The organism is Myxococcus sp. AB025B, assembly GCF_006518215.1.
GTDB lineage: Bacteria > Myxococcota > Myxococcia > Myxococcales > Myxococcaceae > Myxococcus > Myxococcus fulvus.
In genome coordinates, this window is sequence record NZ_SRLW01000207.1 from 1 (window position 1) to 17,939 (window position 17,939).

At 72.2% G+C, this 17,939-nt stretch carries 13 protein-coding genes; 6 read left to right on the plus strand and 7 right to left on the minus strand.

Annotated elements, in window-relative coordinates; translation table 11 throughout:
• Window positions 1–336 precede the first annotated feature (336 nt).
• Together FL311_RS28895 and FL311_RS28900 are read left to right on the plus strand one after the other, a co-directional pair.
• Complete coding sequence (locus tag FL311_RS28895) at window positions 337–585, plus strand: hypothetical protein (protein WP_141330065.1); 249 nt, start codon at window positions 337–339, stop codon at window positions 583–585.
• A 182-nt stretch (window positions 586–767) separates the two neighbouring features.
• Complete coding sequence (locus FL311_RS28900; RefSeq protein ID WP_141330067.1) at window positions 768–1,697, plus strand: alpha/beta fold hydrolase; 930 nt, start codon at window positions 768–770, stop codon at window positions 1,695–1,697.
• Between the two features lie 42 nt (window positions 1,698–1,739).
• Here the strand turns inward: FL311_RS28900 and FL311_RS28905 are convergent, their stop codons facing one another.
• From FL311_RS28905 to FL311_RS28915, 3 genes are all read right to left on the minus strand, one after another.
• Window positions 1,740–2,666 carry a DMT family transporter gene (locus tag FL311_RS28905; RefSeq protein WP_228557146.1) on the minus strand — a complete coding sequence of 309 codons (927 nt, stop codon included), beginning with the start codon at window positions 2,664–2,666 and terminating at the stop codon, window positions 1,740–1,742.
• Window positions 2,667–2,720: 54 nt separating this feature from the next.
• A complete protein-coding gene (locus tag FL311_RS28910) occupies window positions 2,721–3,002 on the minus strand; it encodes a rhodanese-like domain-containing protein (RefSeq protein WP_141330090.1) in 282 nt (93 codons plus the stop codon).
• Window positions 3,003–3,084: 82 nt separating this feature from the next.
• Entirely contained in the window at window positions 3,085–4,566 is a 1,482-nt protein-coding gene (locus tag FL311_RS28915) for a hypothetical protein (protein WP_141330069.1), read from the minus strand.
• Between the two features lie 177 nt (window positions 4,567–4,743).
• Between FL311_RS28915 and FL311_RS28920 the strand changes: the two genes are divergently transcribed.
• Together FL311_RS28920 and FL311_RS28925 are read left to right on the plus strand one after the other, a co-directional pair.
• Window positions 4,744–5,259, plus strand: a complete 516-nt coding sequence (locus tag FL311_RS28920) for a GreA/GreB family elongation factor (RefSeq protein ID WP_141330071.1) — start codon at window positions 4,744–4,746, stop codon at window positions 5,257–5,259.
• A 99-nt stretch (window positions 5,260–5,358) separates the two neighbouring features.
• The gene (locus FL311_RS28925; protein ID WP_228557147.1) at window positions 5,359–7,890 is read left to right on the plus strand and encodes a sensor histidine kinase; all 2,532 of its coding nucleotides are present in this window, start codon (window positions 5,359–5,361) and stop codon (window positions 7,888–7,890) included.
• Between the two features lies 1 nt (window position 7,891).
• Here FL311_RS28925 and FL311_RS28930 read toward each other — a convergent pair whose 3' ends face one another.
• A complete protein-coding gene (locus FL311_RS28930; protein WP_228557148.1) occupies window positions 7,892–9,571 on the minus strand; it encodes a GAF domain-containing sensor histidine kinase in 1,680 nt (559 codons plus the stop codon).
• 294 nt (window positions 9,572–9,865) lie between these two features.
• On the opposite strand from FL311_RS28930, the gene FL311_RS28935 reads away from it, so the two are divergent.
• Window positions 9,866–12,721, plus strand: coding sequence for a PAS domain S-box protein (locus FL311_RS28935; protein ID WP_141330077.1), 2,856 nt, complete (start codon window positions 9,866–9,868; stop codon window positions 12,719–12,721).
• Window positions 12,722–12,727: 6 nt separating this feature from the next.
• A complete protein-coding gene (locus FL311_RS28940) occupies window positions 12,728–13,384 on the plus strand; it encodes a hypothetical protein (RefSeq protein WP_141330079.1) in 657 nt (218 codons plus the stop codon).
• Between the two features lie 4 nt (window positions 13,385–13,388).
• Here the strand turns inward: FL311_RS28940 and FL311_RS28945 are convergent, their stop codons facing one another.
• The 3 genes from FL311_RS28945 to FL311_RS28955 form a co-directional block, all read right to left on the minus strand.
• Window positions 13,389–14,033, minus strand: a complete 645-nt coding sequence (locus tag FL311_RS28945) for a hypothetical protein (RefSeq protein WP_141330082.1) — start codon at window positions 14,031–14,033, stop codon at window positions 13,389–13,391.
• Window positions 14,034–14,036: 3 nt separating this feature from the next.
• On the minus strand, window positions 14,037–15,542 hold the full coding sequence (locus FL311_RS28950) for a M91 family zinc metallopeptidase (protein WP_141330084.1): 1,506 nt from the start codon (window positions 15,540–15,542) through the stop codon (window positions 14,037–14,039).
• 379 nt (window positions 15,543–15,921) lie between these two features.
• Window positions 15,922–17,442: a M91 family zinc metallopeptidase gene (locus FL311_RS28955; RefSeq protein WP_141330086.1), complete on the minus strand. Its 1,521-nt coding sequence runs from the start codon at window positions 17,440–17,442 to the stop codon at window positions 15,922–15,924.
• Between the last annotated feature and the right edge of the window lie 497 nt (window positions 17,443–17,939).

Genomic DNA, 17,939 nt, shown 5'->3' on the forward strand with positions numbered 1-17,939 from the left:
TAAGAGACAGCAAGCCGCCTCCCACCACCGCCACCTTCTTCGCCTCCATGTCCGTCCTCCGTCGCACCGCCGGGGGAAGTCCCGGCGTTCGACGACTCCACGAAAATGGGCGGCGAAAGGTTACAGCGGGCATCGCCGCCCCTCCGAAGCGGCCCGGACGACAGCCCTCCTAGAGGCGACGATGCGGCGCGTTGTGAGGGGCGTCACACCCGTGCGGGCGGTCCGGGTGCGCAGTTCCCACCGCTCGGGTGTCATGGCCTCGCGAGCTCTCTCTCAGGTCACCCGCGTGGAGGGAGCGGTTAGGATGCAGGCTCCCTGGGGCCGTTGGAGAAACGAATGCGTCACGCCGCCATCGCCGTCATCGCCAGTCTCTTCTTCACGGGCTGCAGCAGCTACTGGTGGCTGGCCCGCTCCCTGCCCATCAGCGAGGTCAACCATCCGAACGACCCGTCCAGCATCGACCGGACCTTCCGGGAGCGTCCGCCGCCGCCCTCCAGCGAGCCCGTGTACGGCCCCGCCCCCTCCTCGGATGCCCCGGACGCGAAGCAACAAGACAAGGCCAAGGCCGCCAACGACACACCCTGAAACATCCTGGCGAGAACCTTCCGCTCCGAGCGGCGTGAGACATCTCAACCGGGTCTGTTTCACCTCGGACCTGGAGCGAAGACGACCCCACACGTCGCGACAACCGAGGCAATGTCAGAGGTAGTCGTAGGATGATGCGTGCACGGCGGATTCCCCGCCGGGACTGGACAAGGCACGCATCCATGAAGACGCTCCTCGCCGCCCTGCTCACGCTTCCCCTGCTCGCCTGTGGCCCCGCGTCCGAGGCGGAGCCCACCGCGGCTCCCGCGGACACCGAGAGCCTGACGCAGTCGAGCGAGCTGTCCTCCGCGCCCCGCGAGCGCTCCATCCGCCTGCGCACCGGCGTGACGCTCCGCTATGTGGAGCAGGGCTCGCGGCGTGGCCCCGCCGTCGTCTTCCTGCACGGCTACACGGACTCGCACCACACCTGGGACCTGAACCTGTCGCGCTTCTCACGCGACCTGCACATCTACGCGCTGGACCAGCGCGGCCACGGCGACTCGTCCCGCCCCGCGTGCTGCTACACGCAGCAGCACTTCGCGGCGGATGTGGCGGCCTTCCTCGACGCCGTGGGTGAGCCTCGCGCCATCCTCGTCGGCCACTCGATGGGCAGCTTCATCGCGCAGCAGGTGGCGCTGGACCACCCGCGCCGCGTGGAGGCGCTGGTGCTGGTGGGCTCGGCCCCCACCGTCGCGGGCAACGAGGTGGCCCTGGGCCTGAAGTCCGTCGTCGACGAGCAGGTGGGCACCGTCGACCCCGACTTCGTGCGCGAGTTCCAGTCGAGCACCTTCGTGCGCCCCGTGCCCGCGTCCTACCTGGACACGCTCGTGTCGGAGAGCCTCAAGGTCCCCGCGCGCGTGTGGCAGGACTCGCTCGACGGGCTCATCGCGGAGGACCACTCCCAGCGCCTTGGCTCCATCCGCGTGCCCGTGCTCGTGGTGGGCGGAGACCAGGACGGCTTCTTCCCCGTCGCGCAGCAGCAGGCCCTCGTCAATGCGCTGCCCGACGCGCGCTTCATCCTCTACCCCGACACCGGCCACGCGCCCCACGCGGAGCTGCCCCAGACCTTCGTGCGCGACGTGAGCCGGTTCATCCAGCGCGTGACGCGGTAGTCCCTCGACGGCCCACGTGAGGCACTCCCGGGCGGGTGTGCCTCACGCGATGGTATCCGCGCCCTCGGGCCTCAGGCTCTGTCCCGGGACATCCGAGCGCGCGAGCAGCACGGCGGCCGTGAGGATGAGCACCCCGCCCAGGCCCTGGCGCAGGCTGAGCCGCTCGCCCAGGAAGAGCGCGCTCAGCACCACCGCCGTCAGCGGCTCCATGTTGGACACCAGCGACGTGTTCACCGGGCCGATGCGCGCCATGCCCAGGAAGAAGAGGAACACGGCGGCCACGGTGGAGATGAGCGACAGGCCCACCACCGCGGCCCAGCCCAGCGTCGTCGTGGGGAAGGACGGCCCCTTCACCAGCGTCGCCAGGCCGAAGGTGAGCCCCGCGGACATCAGGATGACGGTGCTGGAGACCAGCGGCCCCGCGCGGCCCGCCACGCGCGCGCTGGTGACGACGTACACGGCGTACAGCAGCGCGGACAACAGCCCCAGCGTCACCCCCAGCGGCGTCACGCCACCCTGGCTCAGGTCCGCCGTGAGCCCCGTGCCACCCAGGGCCAGCACCACCGCCACCCACTTGATGCGCCCCAGCTTCTCGCGGAAGACGAACACCTGGAGCAGCGCCACCAGCGCCGGGAACGAGTACAAGAGCAGCGCCACCAGCCCCGCGGGCGCGTGCTGGAGCGCGGCGAAGTACACGCCCGCCTCGCTCACGTAGCCCACCGCGCCCAGCAGGATGAGCGACACCAGCAGGCGCCCCCTGGGCAGCGGCTGGCGCAGCGCCACCATCGCCGCGCCGAGCACCGAGCCGGCCAGCGTGAAGCGCAGGAACAGCAGCGTGGAGACGTCCGCGCCCGCCGCATAGGCCAGGCGCCCGAAGAGCCCGAGCGCGCCGAAGCACGCTCCAGACAGGGCCACGATGAGGAAACCAGCGGTGCGGTTCATGACGGGAGCGACGGCACGCTGCTCCATGCCGCCCGCCTTGTCACGCGTCGCGCGGGGCCCGGGCCTCGCACGGCCCCGCGGTCACCAGTTGTTCACCGAGCGCAGGTCGAAGACGTCCGGAAAACCATTGGCGCGCAAAATTTGTGTGGCCACCGCGCTGCGGCCTCCGGCGGCGCAGTACACCACCACGGGGGTGCCGGGCGGGCCGACCTCCTTGACGCGCTGGGGCAGCTCCTGCACGGGGATGTTGCGAGCGGCCTCGGGGTGTCCCTGCTGGAACTCCTGAGGGGTGCGCACGTCCAGCAGCACCGCGCCATCGGCGACGAGCTGCCGGGCCTTCTGTGACAGTTCCTGGGGCGTCATGGGCGACAGCATGCCCTACTTGCCCGGGGCAGGGCTCGCTCGTCGCACGGGGCCTGTTCCCTTCAGGGCACATCCCCCGCGTTCAGAGCTCCACCGTCTGCTCGAAGCCGCCCGCCCTCACCGTGAGCGACTGGAGCGCGGGGAAGCGCTCGCGCGCCGGGGCCACCACCGTGGCGAGCGCGTCCTTCGCGGCCTCCTCCCGGTCGTAGCACAGGGTGAGCTCGCGCAGGCTGTCCGAGCGCAGCTCATGCACCCCCACGTCGTCCCCGGGGAAGAACTCGAACGTGCGCAGCCTGGGCAGGAACTCCACCAGCAGCGCCAGGATTCGGTTGCCTTCACCCAAGGACCACGTCTCGGTGGTGTCCACCCGCGCGCGCCGACGCCGCCAGACGAAGGCCGGCTTCAGGATGATTCGACTGTGGGAGTCGCCGCTCCACTCCGGCGTGAAGCCGTGCTCGCGCAGCACCTCGACGATGGTGCGCCCCACCGCCGCCGCGTCCTCGCTCACCTTCGCGTCCTCCTCCTCGGTGCGCTCGTCCTCGCGCGCGTCGTCCTCCGCGTCGTTGACGAGCCCATAGGCCAGGTGCAGCGGGTGGCCCTCCATCGCGGAGGCCGCGTCCTGCTGGTCGAAGAACACCGTGCCGACAATCGTCTCGCCCTGCTCCCGGCGCAGGTCCGCCAGCTCGCGTGACACCTCCCACCCGCCGCTCATCGTGGTGGACGCGGACATCTCCGCCACGAAGCCCCGCGCGCGCAGCACGTCAAACGCCGCCTCCAGCCGGTCCGCGGGGATGACGTCCGGCCAGGTCTTCTCCTCCTCGGCGCGCGCTCGCACGTGCGCGCAGACCTGCTCCAGCACCCGACGCCGCAGCCGGTCGTCGTCAATGTCATCCCAGTCCGGCATGCCCAGGGAGTCGAAGAGGCGGTTCAGCGGGTGGTGGGCGTACTCGAACTGCTCGAGCACCGCCTCCACCACGCCCGGCACCCGCGCCGCCTCGTCCTCGGGCTCCGGGTCCCTCATCGCCTGGAATCCCAGCGCCCCCAGCTTCGCCGCCAGCGCCAGGGCCTGGGCCTCCAGCCCCAATCGCCGCGCGCATCCCGGCTCCGGGACCTCCCCGCGCGTGGTCGCCAGCGTCTCGAGCTCGAAGCGCCACTCGCGCCTGTCGAAGGTGTGCACGCCCACCTCGAGATGGCCGTCGCCCCGCCACTCGACCACGGCGTCGTGCCCCGCGGGCTCCAGGACCTGCTGCGCCAGCGCGAGCACCCTCAGTTCCCACTGCTCCTGCTCCGACGGAGGACGCGGGGCGAGCGCCCTGAGCCGCTTCGCCAGCGTCTCGACCTCCTCGAGCAGGCCTTGCTTCTTCGCCCACAGCCGCAGGCGCACCTCGCCCAGCGTCGACATCAGGGTGCGGAAGGCGACCTGTCCCGTGTCCGGGTCGATTTCGTCGACGTTGACGTAGCCCCGCGGCGGCGCGTGCCAGGTGGTGACGCCCAGCGAGAGCGCCTCGCCCAGCACCTCCCGGGCGACCTCGCGGATGTGGCCCCGCAGCTCCTCGTTCTCCATCTGTCGCGTCCTTCCCGGTGGGTGTGGGCACGGGTCGTGTACGGGCTTGCCACGAGGAAGAACGCCCAGGTGCACGGGATGTCGCATCGGCCCACACGGCGCGAGGTCGCGAGCAGGTGCCCGGTGGCGACGGAAAACTGGAGCCGGCGCCCAGGCGCGCTACAGTTCTGTGCCATCATGTCACTCGACAAGCAGGCACTGCTCCTCCAGCTCGCCGAGCGCCTCCAGCAGAGCGACCGGCTGGCCCACAGGGCCGAGGCCGAGGCTCGCGAGGCGGCCCGCAGCCTGGCCACCGAGTCGGAGAAGAAGGAGGACGGCCGCGCGGCGTTGGAGTTCGGCAGCCTGGCCACGGGGCAGGCCAACCGCGCCCGCCGGGTGCAGGAGGAGCTCCAGGCGCTGACGCACTTCGGCCAGGCCCCCATGCCGCGCTTCTCGCGCCAGGGCCCGGTGGGACTGGGCGCGCTGGTGGACGTCAGCACCGAGGACGAGGAGGGCTTCGCGGAGCGGACCTTCTTCGTGCTGCCGGTGGGCGCGGGCACGGAGCTGACGGGCCCCGGCGGCGACGGCTTCCTGTCCGTCATCACCCCCGCCTCCCCCGTGGGCCGCGCGCTCATGGGCCGCAAGGCGGGAGACACCATCGAAGTGACGCTGGCGGGCGAGGTGCGCGAGTGGACGGTGCTCGAGGTCGCCTGACGCCGGGTGTCCCGCCCTGGTCGTCCGGGGTGTCAGGCCCCCGACGCTCGGCGAGGGAGCACTAGAACCATGGGCCCGGCCACGCCTGAATCCGGGAAGATGTCCCCACTCCCCACAGCGCGCACGCCCCAGGCGCCCGCCTCCGCCACCCTGCTGCCGCTGACCTGGCCCGCGGCGCTCATCGGCCTGCTGTTCGGCGTGCTGATGACGTACGTGCCCTACGAGTTCCGGGTGGCCGCGTTCCGGCCCCTGTACCCGTACGTGCGGCTGCTGGGCGTCGTGTACCTCACCGGCAGCATCGCCCTGATGGGCGCCCTGCTCTATCCGCGCGCGCCGCGCTGGCTGGACGTGGGCGGGCGCCTGCTGCTGGGCGTGGCCATCGCGCTGTACTGGTGGGTGCTCAACGTGCTGCCCGGCAGCCTCACGGGCATCGTGCTGTACCCGCTGCTGTTCGTCGGGCTGCTCCTGGAGGGGATTCCCGCCCTGCGCCAGCGCGCCATGCTGCGGGGGCTCGCCGCCCTCACCGGCACCGCGTTCGGCGTGGCGCTGCTGTCCGTGCCGGAGCGCTTCCCGCTGTCCGTCTACGCGCACCTGGCCCCGCTGCGCCCGCTGGTGGGCCTGCTCTTCGCGGCGGGCGGCGTGGGGCTGCTCCTGCCCGCGCGCTGGCTGCACCCGCGCGTGCCCGCGCTGCTGATGGGCGTGCTCGCGGTGCCCTTCTCGCTGCTGGCGTACGCGCTGGCGCGGGGCGCGTCGTGGCTGGGCGCCAGCGTCTACACCGTGCTGGCGCTCGCGTGTGTCGCGCAGGCGGTGAGCTGGCGGCCGCGCGCGCCGCGCACGGTGGGCTGGAAGCTGTTGCGCGGGCTGGCCTTCGCGGGCCTGGTGCCGCTGCTCGCGCTGGGGGGCCTGGCCGCGTACCTGGCGCAGAAGGCCATCGAGAAGCAGGTGCGCGACGACACGCGCTACGCGGCGGCGGGCGAGGCGGACTTCACCCGGCGCTACCTGGATGACTCGCGCGAATCGCTGTACCTGTTGCTGGAGTCACCGGGTTTCCGCGCCGCGCTCATGAGCGGGGAGCGCGAGTCCCTGCGGCCGTACCTCTCCAACCTCGCCGCGCGCGAGCGCACCTTCCACGCCGCGCTGGTGCTGGACGAGCGCGCGACGGTGCTGGCCACCTCCGAGGGCCTGGAGGGCTGGGGCTTCCAGATGCGGGAGCTGTTCCCCGAGGCGCCCGCGCCCGGAGAGCTGCCGCTGTCGCTGCCCTTCACCCGGCCGCCCGACAAGCCGCTCGTGGCCGTGGCCCTGCCCTTCCAGCTCGACCTCCACGGCGCGCGCCGGGGCCTGCTCGTGGGGCTGCTCTCGCTCGAGCGGCTGAGCGAGGCCGCCACGCCCGCGTCGCGCCGCTTCCGCGTGCAGGTGCTGGACCGGCGCGGGCAGAAGATCCTCCGGGACACCGCGCCGGGCGCCCAGCTCCTGGGCTCCGCGCACCTGCCGGAGGCGCTGCAGGAGGAGCTGGCGCGGCCCGGTGGCGGCGTGCTGGAGGCGTTCGACGCGGCGGACCGGCGCGTGCTCGCGGCCGAGGCGCCCGTGGAGGGCTCGCCCTGGAGCGTTGTGGTGACGCAGGAGCTGGGCGTGGCGTACGCGGCGATTACGCGCATGAGCGCGGCCGTGGTGGGACTGGTGCTGATGGGCGTGTTGCTGGCCCTGGCGCTCTCCCAGCTCGTCGCGCGCGACGTCATCCGCCGGCTGGGCACGCTGCGCGAGGCCACCGCCGCCCTGGCCGCGGGCGACCTCACCCGCCGCGTGGAGGTGGAGGAGGACGACGAGCTGGGAGAGCTGGCGCGCGGCTTCAACGAGATGGCGGACCGCACCGGCGCCACGCAGGCGGAGCTGAAGGAGGCAGTGCGCGCGCGCGAGGAGTTCCTCAGTGTGGCGAGCCACGAGCTGCGCACGCCCCTCACGCCGCTCAAGGGCTTCGCGGCCCTGACGCTCCAGCGGCTGGAGAAGAGCGGCGACTTCCCGGAGCGCGAGCGGCTGCTCAAGGCGCTGCGCTCCATGGCGCGGCAGACGGCGCGGCTGGCCCGGCTGGTGGATGACCTGCTCGACACCGCGCGCATCCAGGGCGGCCGCTTCGAGCTGGAGCGCCAACGCGTGGACCTGCTGCCCGTGCTGCGCGAGGTGATGGAGCGCTTCGAGCTGCGCGGCGAGGGCGGCGTCACCTTCCAGCTGCACGTGCCCGAGCATCCCGTGGAGGGCGACTGGGACGCGCCCCGGCTGGACCAGGTGCTCACCAACCTGGTGAGCAACGCCGTGCGCTACTCGCCCCAGGGGGGCCTGGTGCGGGTGACGCTGGAGGAGGCGCCGGACAGCATCCACGTGCACGTGAAGGACGAGGGCATCGGCATCCCCCCGGAGAGCCTGGCGGGGCTGTTCCGTCCCTTCGCGCGCGCGTCCAACGCCACCGCGCGCCACTACGGCGGCCTGGGCCTGGGCCTGTTCATCTGCCGCGAAATCGTGGAGCGCCACGGCGGCACCATCTGGGCGGAGAGCCCGGGGCCGCAGCAGGGCAGCGCGTTCCACGTCCGGCTGCCGCGCACCGTCGCGCCGCCCGCCGTGTCCGACGCGGCCGCGTGACTCAGGGCCCAGGCTCGGGCGCGCCCGGCACGGACAGCCACTCGTCCGGGATGTCGCCCCGGGGCAGCTCCAGCACGAAGGTGGAGCCCTGCCCCAGCGTGCTCGTGGCCCTCACCGTGCCGCCGAACGCCTCGACAATCTGCCGGGTGATGTAGAGCCCCAGCCCCAGGCCGCCGTAGTGCCGGTCACTCACCGCGCGCTCGAAGCGCTCGAAGATGCGCGGCAGGTCCTGCGCGGAGATGCCGATGCCGCCATCCTCCACGGTGAGGCGCGCGGTGCGCCCGTCGGCCTCCACCGTGAGGCGCACGGGCTGGCCCGCGCCGTACTTCAGCGCGTTGGACAGCAGGTTGGTGACCACCTGCTCCAGCCGCAGCCGGTCCCACCGCCCCAGCACCGGCACCGGCGCGTGCATCTCCAGCGAGCAGTGGAGCTGGGCCGCGGACGGCGCGAAGCGGTAGAGGATTTCCGCCGCCACGCTCGCCAGGTCCATCTCCTCCAGCTCCAGCTTCAGCCGGCCGGCGGTGATGCGCGACACGTCCAGCAAGTTGTCGACCAGGCTGGTCAGCTTGCGCACCTGGCGCTGCACCACGTCCAGCGTCTCGGAGACGCGCTCGGCGGACACGGGCTTGCCGTGGGCGGCCAGCACGTCCACCTGCTTCTGGAGCAGCTGCACCTTGAGGTGCAGCGGCGTCAGCGGCGTCTTCAGCTCGTGGCTGGCGATGCCCAGGAACTCGTCGCGCAGCCGCACCGCCTCGCGCGCCTCGCGCAACAGCCGCGCGTTGTCCAGGGACAGCGCCGCCCGCCGCGCCAGCTCCTCCGCCACCCGCTCCTCCTCGTCACCGAAGGCGGGCGCCCCCTCCGAGCGGAACAGCGCCAGGGCGCCGATGACGCGCCCGCGCGCCACCAACGGCACTCCCAGGTAGCGCGTCACGCCGAGGAGCGCGAACAGCCGCGCGTGCTCGGAGTCCCGGGTGAGGGCCTCCACGTGCGCGTCCGACAGCTCGGCCACCCGCTCGGTGCGCCCGGTGAGGAACAGGGCCGGCAGCCCGCGCGGGTCCAGCGGGTCCGGCGGGTAGCGCCGCAGCATGTCCACCAGCAGGACGTGGCGCTCCGGCTCCGCGTGCACCGCCGCCGCCGCGCGCACCGCCTCGCCGCCGGCCCCCAGGAAGAACACCCCCGCGTCCGCCAACGTGGGCACGAGCAGCCGCAAGAGCGGCTCCACCCGCTCCTCGTTCTCCAGCTCCGCGGCCAGGAGCGCGCCCGCCTCCGCGAGCAGCCGCGCCGCGCGCATCGCGTCCAGCCGCGGCTCCTCCATCACCTCCCGCGCGCGCAGCAGCACGCCGGCCGGCTTCGCGCCGGGCTCCTGCCCCACCGGGAACACGCTCCCCTCGAGCACCACCCGCGTGCCGTCCGGACGGCGCAGGCCCCAGCGCTCGTCGCGCACCCCCTCGCCCGCGAGCGCCCGGAACAGCGGAGACACCGCGGGCACCCCACCGCCCTGGTCCAGCCGAACCCAGACGCAGCCTGGAAGATTGCCGTGAGGCTCGATTCTCTCGGGCGGGGGAATCCGAAAGCGCGACCCGGCTTCGGAGTTGAAGGCGAGCACGCGGCCCGTCGCATCCATCAGCAGCACGGCCTCGCCCGCCTGCTCCACGAGCAGGCGCAGCGCCGCATCGCTCAACCGGGCTTCTGCCCGTTCCGCGAGCGCCTGATGAATCAAAGAAAGCTGGGCGCGGCCAGAGGACATGAGTTCAGGGACTTTCCGCTCGTGGCATGGTGGCATCCCCACCCGCCTGAAGGAAGACAACTCCCCGCCCTCGCACAACATCCAGAGGCACGCGGTCTGAATCCCAACCCTCCCGGGGTCAGGCCAGCCCCCTTGCTTGGACTGCAGGAAATCCTGAATCGTTGGATAGTTGCACATCGTCCGGACTCCACGTCCGGATGAGCGCCGTCCACTTCCTCGAGCCTCAACATGCAGACGCCGCCCCCCAGGCCAGACTGGACTCCACACGAGCGACGCTACCGGCTCGTCATCGACAGCCTGAAGGAGGTGGTGTTCCAGACGGACGTGCAGGGCCGGTGGACGTTCCTCAACCGGGCGTGGACGGAAATCACCGGCCACGCGGTGGACGTGTCGCTGGGCAGGTCGTTCCTCGACTTCGTGGACCCGGAGGACCACGCGCCCTGTCGGGAGAACCTGCGCCGGCTGATGACGCGCGAGGTGGAGCACGTGCGCATCGAGGTGCGCTACCTGACGCGCGAGGGAGGCTTCCGCTGGGTGGAGGTCTTCGGCCGGGTGATGGTGGGCGAGGACGGCGAGCTGGTGGGCACGTCCGGCACGCTCAACGACATCACCGAGCGCAAGGCGTCGGACGGGGCGCTGGCGCGGCGTGAGCGCTACCTCACGGCGCTGGTGGAGATGCAGCAGCGGCTGCTCGCGGTGCGCGACGGCGGAGACCTGTACGGCTCCGTGCTGTCGTCGCTGGGGCTCGCCGCGGGGGCCAGCCGCGTCTACGTCTTCGACCTGCACCCGGGCCCGTCCGGTGAGCGGCTGTGCAGCCAGCGCGCGGAGTGGTGCGCGCCGGGCGTGCACGCGGAGATAGACAACCCGGACCTGCAGAACGTGCCCATGGTGCCCGCGCTGGAGCGCTGGGAGACGACGCTGTCGCGGGGCGACGTCATCGAGGGCCTGGTGGCGAGCTTCCCCGAGCTGGAGCGGGCGCTGCTGGAACCGCAGGGCATCCTCTCCATCCTGGTGCTGCCCCTGCGCGTGCAGGGGGTGCTGACGGGCTTCGTGGGCTTCGACAACTGCGCGGAGGCGCGGCGGTGGGACCGGCTGGAGGTGGACCTGCTGTCCGCCGCGGCGGGCGCCATCTCCGTCGCGCTGGAGCGGCGCGAGTCGGAGCGCGCGCTGCGCGAGCGTGAGCGGCGGTTCCGTCAGCTCGCGGAGAACGCGTCGGACGTGCTGTACCTGTACCGGCGCGAGGCGCCCCGGGGCTTCGTCTACGTCAGCCGGGTGGCGCACGCGAAGCTGGGCCACGGGCCGGTGGCTCACTACGGCGACGCGGACCTGTGGTACCGGCGCGTGCACCCGGAGGACCGCGCCGCGCTGGAGCAGCTGCTCGAGGCGCCGCGCGCGTCGGCGGGGGCGCCGGTGACGGTGCGCTACCTGCACCCGGACGGCCGCATGCTGTGGCTGGAGCACGTGGTGGTGCCGGTGACGGACCCCATGGGGCGCATGGTGGCGGTGGAGGGCCTGGCGCGCGACATCACCGAGCGCCGGCAGGCGGAGGAGGCGCTGCGGCTGTCCGAGGCGAGCTTCCGCGCGCTGTTGGAGGGCGTGCCGGACGCGGCGGCCATCGAGCGGGACGGGCACATCGTCTACGCGAACGCGGCGCTGGTGGGCACGCTGGGCTTCGAGCGGGCCGAGCAGCTCGTAGGCCGTCAGCTCTCCGAGTTCGTCAAGGACATGCGGGGCGTGGAGGCGGTGCGCGCGGGCGCGCTCACGGGTGAGCGGCGGCTGGTGCGGCGCGACGGGCGCACGCGCGTGGCGGAGGTCGTCTCGCTGCCCCTGCGCTTCGACGGACAGCCCGCGGTGGTGTCCATCGCGCGCGACGTGACGGAGCAGCGGCAGCTGCAGGCGCGGCTGACGCTCGCGGACCGGCTGGCCTCGGTGGGCACGCTGGCGGCGGGCATCGCGCACGAAATCAACAACCCGCTGGCCTTCGTGTTGTCCAACCTGAGCTTCCTGTCGGACGAGTTCCGCCGCAACCTGCCCCCGGGCGACGGCGCCTCGGCGCTGCAGGCCCGGCTGCGCGGCGAGCCGGACCTGGCCGAGTGGGGCGAGGTGCTGCACGAGGCCTGCGAGGGCGCGGAGCGGGTGCGGCAGATTGTGCGCCAGCTGAAGACGTTCTCCCGTCCGGACGAGGAGCGCGTGTCGCCGCTGGACGTGCACACGGTGCTGGAGTCGGTGGCGATGATGGCGGCGAACGAAATCCGCCACCGCGCGCAGCTCAAGCGGGAGTACGGCGACATCCCCTCGGTGATGGCGAACGAGGGCAAGCTGAGCCAGGTCTTCCTCAACCTGGTGGTGAACGCCGCGCAGGCCATCCCCGAGGGCTCCGCGCACCGGCACGAAATCCGGCTGGCGACGCGGCGGGACGGGCTGTCGCGCGTGGTGGTGGAGGTGCAGGACACGGGCGTGGGAATCGCCCGCGAGGTCATCGACCGCATCTTCGACCCGTTCTTCACCACCAAGCCCGTGGGCGTGGGCACGGGGCTGGGCCTGTCCATCTGTCACAGCATCGTCCACGGGCTGGGTGGTGAAATCACCGTGGAGAGCGAGCCGGGCCGGGGCACCACCTTCCGCGTCGTGCTGCCCACCACGGAGCCGGAGGCGCGCGCGGTGGCCCCGTCGCCGGAGCCCTCGGGCGCGCCGGTGGGTCCGCCCAGGGGACGCGTGCTGGTGGTGGACGACGAGCCCGCCGTGGGCCGGGTGCTTCAGCGCATCCTGCGCGGCCACGAGGTGGAGGTGGCGTGCAGCGGTCGACAGGCGCTGGAGCTGCTCGAGCAGGGGCTGAAGCCGGACGCGGTGCTGTGCGACGTGATGATGCCGGACCTGACGGGGCGCGACGTCTACGAGCTGGTGCGGCGCGCGCACGCGGGCCTGGAGGGGCGCTTCGTCTTCGTGTCCGGCGGCGCCTTCACCACGGGCGCCCGCGAGTTCCTGGCGAGCATCCCCAATCTCCTCCTGGAGAAGCCCTTCGACGAGGGACGCGTGCGGCGCGTGGTGGATGACCTGGTCCGCCTGCGACCTCCGGAGGCCTGACGCCGCGTGTGGACCGATGAGGAGCTGCGAGAGCTGGATGCATGCGCCGCGCGGCTGCTCGCACGGGTGCGCGAGTCAGACGGACTCGAGCGGGTGAGCGCGCAGGTGGCGGAGGCCCAGGCCGTGGACGCGGGGCTCGTCGCGGTGATGACGGCGGGGCTGGTGAAGAGCTTCGGGATGTACCGCGAGCCTCGCTACCTGCGGCAGGAGGCGTACGTCTGGGAGGAGCTGGACGGCGTGCGCCGCGCCCGCGTCCGGCCGCTGTCGGGCCTGTTGCTGTACTGGGCGGGCGGCGACGTGAGCCCCTACGTGCCCCAGGAGGTGTGGGGCCAGGGGCTCGTCGAGCACCACTACGAAGAGACCGGGGAGCAGAACGCGCAGGACTACACAGCGACGAACTTCGACACCTGCGGCGGCTTCGGGCTGGGCTCGGTGGGGGATGCGCTGCTGGAGCTGGCCGAGGACCGCGGGCTTCGCGAGCTGGAGGTGTTCGCTCCGCTCGAGAAGCTGCTGGTGGTGCGCTCGCTCCAGTGCGCGCGCGAGGCGGTGCGCAAGGCCGTGGAGTCGGAGGCCTTCCGCGCGCTGCCTCGTGAGGCGTCGTTCCAGGTGCTGGCCATGCCGGGACACGACGCGCCGGCGTGCCTGCTGTGGCGCACGCCCTGACGGACTACTTCACGCCGTCGAGCGACAGCGGCCCGCTGTCCAGCAGGCGCTGCCGCGTCACCACCTGGCCGTACTCGGCGGTGCGGAAGGTGCGCCCGTTCGCTTCCGTCGTGCCGTGCAGCCGCACCTCGGAGGCGTCCGGCAGGTAGCCCACGCGCAGGCGCAGCTCGCGCACGGCGGACAGCTCCAGCGTCGTCTCCGAGTCCTGGCCGTAGGGCAGCGACGTGCGCAGCGGCAGGGGCACCACCAGACGCGAGGACACGGTGGCGCCGGGCGCCAGCGCGCTGACGTTGGGGACCTCGGGCGCCTCCACGTCGAGGTTCTCCGGCACGGGCACCAGCGCGCGCAGCAGCACGGCGACGTCACGGGAGAGCTCCACGTAGGCGCGCTCGGGGGCGAGGCCGACGTAGCCCGTGGGGCCCCACTCCGGCAGGCCGTCCACGAGCAGCACCTCGCGCGGCGAGCCGTTGTGCACCGCGTACGAGACGGCGAGCCCCTCGGGCCCGCTCGACACCGACTCCACCTTCAGCTCCACCACGTCCGCCTGGGCCACGCTTCCTCCCGCATTCACCGGGCGCTCCGCCCGCGTGCAGCCGACGATTATGGCCAGCGCCATGCCGAGGGCGCCAGCCTGGAGCAGGGTCCGCATGGACTAGTAACGCGGGCGGGTGGGCAGGTTCAGCTCGTCGCGCAGGACGTTCTCACCCGGGCGGCCCGGCTGCACCACGTCCGGCGTGGCCGGGTTCTGGTCCAGGTCGATGGGCAGTCCCACCGCGGACGTCTCGCGGTTGTTGACGCCGTTCTTCTCGCCGCGCGCCAGCGTGCCGTTGGCGTAGTCGGACGCGTGCACCAGCTCGTGGAACAGGGCCACGATGGGAGGACGGGTCATCCACTCCTCGCCGCCGAGCGAGGTGCGCGTGGTGTTGTAGTTCACCGTGCCGTCGGTGCCCTTGCCCGGCGTGCCGTCCGTGTTGAACCAGGCGTCATCGCGGTTGGCGGGAGACGCGGAGTTGCCGCTGGTGGTCTCCTTGATGGTCGTCGAGTGGCCGCTGTCGTCCAGCGTGCGCAGCAGGTCCTGACCCGAGGGCAGCGAGCGCATCGCGTCCAGGTCCGACTGCGTGCGCGCCTGGAAGTCCGCACTGCCCTCCACCGTCACGGAGCGACCGCGCTGGCTCGCGTCGGTCATGTCGACGATGGTCCGCTCGCTCGCGGCGCCGTCGGTGGTCTCGTTCTCCTCGACGTAGAGCTTGTCGTCGCCGGCATCGCCGCTGACGGTGTCCGCGCCCTCGCCGCCCGCCACCGCGTCGTTGCCCTCACCGCCGCTCAGCCGGTCATTGCCACGGCCGCCGATGACCTGGTCATCGCCCGCGCCGCCCGTGGCCGTGTCGTCACCCGCGCCACCGTCGATGTAGTCGCGGCCCTCGCCGCCGTTGAGCAAGTCGTTGCCGTCCAGGCCGTAGAGCACGTCGCGGCCCGCGCCGCCCTGCACCAGGTCGTCGCCCGCGCCGCCCTCCACGTAGTCGTCGCCGTCGTCACCGGACACCGAGTCGTTGCCCGTGCCGCCGATGATGGTGTCGTTGCCAGCGCCGCCGCGGATGGTGTCGTGACCCGCGCCGCCCTTCAGCGTGTCGTTGCCGTCGCCGCCGTCCAGGGTGACGTCGACGGTGACGTTCTTGTCCACGGTGATGGAGTCATTGCCGGCGCCGCCGTTGATGATGGCGTTCCGTGACTGCTCGGGCGACAGCGTCACCGTGTCCGAGCCGGACTGGATGACCAGTCCGCCGCTCTTGTTCATCGTCACCGTCGCGGTGTTGTTCCCCGCGCCCAGGTCCACCACCGTCTGACCGTTCGCGTTCGTGCTCACCTGCGGCGCCGTCGCGGACCCCGCGGCCTGCTTCACCTTCTCCCCGAGCTTCGCGATGGCCTTGCCCAGTCCACCACCAGGGCCAGGAGGAGGCGCGCCCTCGAAGTCGCTGCCACCGGTGCGGGACGGGGTGCTCGCGCGCGTCGGAGCCGCGTCGAAGCCGTCCTTCATCCGCTGGTCCACCGCCGTCTTCACCACGTTGGGACGCTGGGCCGGCTGCTTCGCCGTCTCCTGCTTCGGCTCGGGCTTCACGTACGAGGTGCTGCGCGAACCGGTCTTCCCAATCGTGGACATGCGGCTTCTCCCTGAGGCGGACCAACGCCGAACTCCTTGATTATCGGGACCCCAGGACGCCAGTTGCTTCGAGGCTCGGGGCAGGGAGCAGATCACTCGTTCCATGGGGCCGAGAGACCGGGTCGCTGGCGCACGACGCGTCCGCGTCGCACGAAGGGCCTGTCGTTCCAGGGAGTTGGCGGAGGGGAGTGCGAATCAACCCAGCACATGGCCCCTGCCTCACGTCGACGCGGCGCCAGAGGCGAGTGCTCGAGCAGAGCCCCCCTCGTGGAGCAGGCGCATCCCTGCGCGCAGCCCTGAATCCACGTCGACACCACACCGGAGGCGGGGCGCCCTCGGAGGCCCCCGCCATCATTGGCGGCTCACATCGAAACGCGGCTTAGTAGTGCGGACGGGTGGGCAGGTTCAGCTCGTCGCGCAGGACGTTCTCGCCCGGGCGGCCCGGCTGCACCACGTCCGGCGTGGCCGGGTTCTGGTCCAGATCGATGGGCAGCCCCACCGCGGACGTCTCCAGGTTGCGCACGCCGTCCTTCGAGCCGTTCGCCAGCGTGCCGTTCGCGATGTCGGACGCGTGCACCAGCTCGTGGAACAGACCGACGATGGGGGGACGGTTCATCCACTCGTCGCCACCGAGCGAGATGCGCGTGGTGTTGTAGTTCACCGACGCATCCGAGCCCTTGCCCGGCGTGCCGTCCGCGTTGAAGAAGCCATCGTTGAAGTTGGTGCCCGACGCCGTGTTGCCACCGGACGTCTCGCGAATCGTCGTCGAGCGGCCGCTGCTATCCAGCGTGCCGAGCAGCTCCTGACCCGACGGCAGCGAGCGCATCGCGTCCAGGTCCGACTGCACGCGCGCCTGGAACTCCGGCGAGCCCTCCACCTTCACCGAGCTGCCGCGCTGGTCCGCGTCCGTCATGTCGACGATGGTCCGCTCGCCCTCGGCCGCGTCCGCCGTCTCCTCGCCCTCCTCGACGTAGAGCTTGTCGTCGCCGGCGTTGCCACTGACGGTGTCCTTGCCCGCGCCGCCCGCCACCGCGTCGTTGCCCTCGCCACCCGACAGGGTGTCGTCGCCGCGGCCGCCGATGACCTGGTCATCACCCGCGCCGCCCGTGGCCGTGTCATCGCCCGCGCCCGCGTCGATGTAGTCGCGGCCCTCGCCGCCGTTGAGCAAGTCGTTGCCGTCCAGGCCATAGAGCACGTCGCGGCCCGCGCCGCCCTGCACCAGGTCGTCGCCCGCGCCACCCTCGACGTAGTCGTCGCCGTCGTCACCGGACACTGAGTCGTTGCCCGCGCCGCCGATGATGGTGTCGTTGCCCGCGCCGCCCCGGATGGTGTCGTGACCCGCGCCACCCGTCAGCTTGTCGTTGCCGTCGCCGCCGTCCAGGGTGACGTCCACCGTGACGTTCTTGTCCACGGTGATGGAGTCATTGCCGGCGCCGCCGTTGATGATGGCGTTCCTCGACTGCTCGGGCGACAGCGTCACCGTGTCCGAGCCGGACTGGATGACCAGCCCGCCGCTCTTGTTCATCGTCACCGTCGCGGTGTTGTTCCCCGCGCCCAGGTCCACCACCGTCTGACCGTTCGCGTTCGTGCTCACCTGCGGCGCCGTCGCGGACCCCGCGGCCTGCTTCACCTTCTCCCCGAGCTTCGCGATGGCCTTGCCCAGCCCACCACCCGGGCTCGGCGGCGCGTTCTCCGAGGTGCGCGTCTCGGTGAGCACCTGCGGCCGGGACGCCGAGCCCGCGCGAGCCGGGGCCGCGTCGAAGCCGTCGCGCATCCGCTGGTCCACCGCCGTCTTCACCGCGTTGCGCTGCGCCTGGGCCGGCTGCTTCGCCGTCTCCTGCTTCGGCTCGGGCTTCACATAGGTGGGGGTGCGCGAACCCGTCTTGCCAATCGTGGACATGTCTTCCTCTCCTGGCGGGCGCGCTCCCAGTGCGGTCCCGACCCTCTGAAGTCGCGGTCGGAGAAGCTCCGACCTTCCCGATTATCGGAATCCCGGGAGGGCAGTTGCTTCGATTCTCGGGTCTCGGGAAGAAATCGTGATCCGCCCCATCCTCCCCGAGCGGCACCTCGGGGTCCGGATCCACCGACTCCGGGAACCCACCGGGGCGGTGAGGTGTCCAGCGACCCGGAATGCCTCGCGCCGCAATGTCTGACGTCTGGGTTATCGGTCATCGGGGGGACCCTCCTCCCGGTGACCGATGCGGTCCGGGGGGCGGACGGGCGAGTGTCCCTCCCGCCAAAGCCACACACCCCGAGGAACCGCATGAACCGCACCCTGCTGCTGCTGTCCGCCGCCGGATTGCTCGCCCTGGGCGCGCTCTCGCTGGGCAAGCCTCCGCCGCCGCCCGCGCCTCCTGCCCCGCCCGTCACCGACACCAGCCACACCGTGGCCCAGCC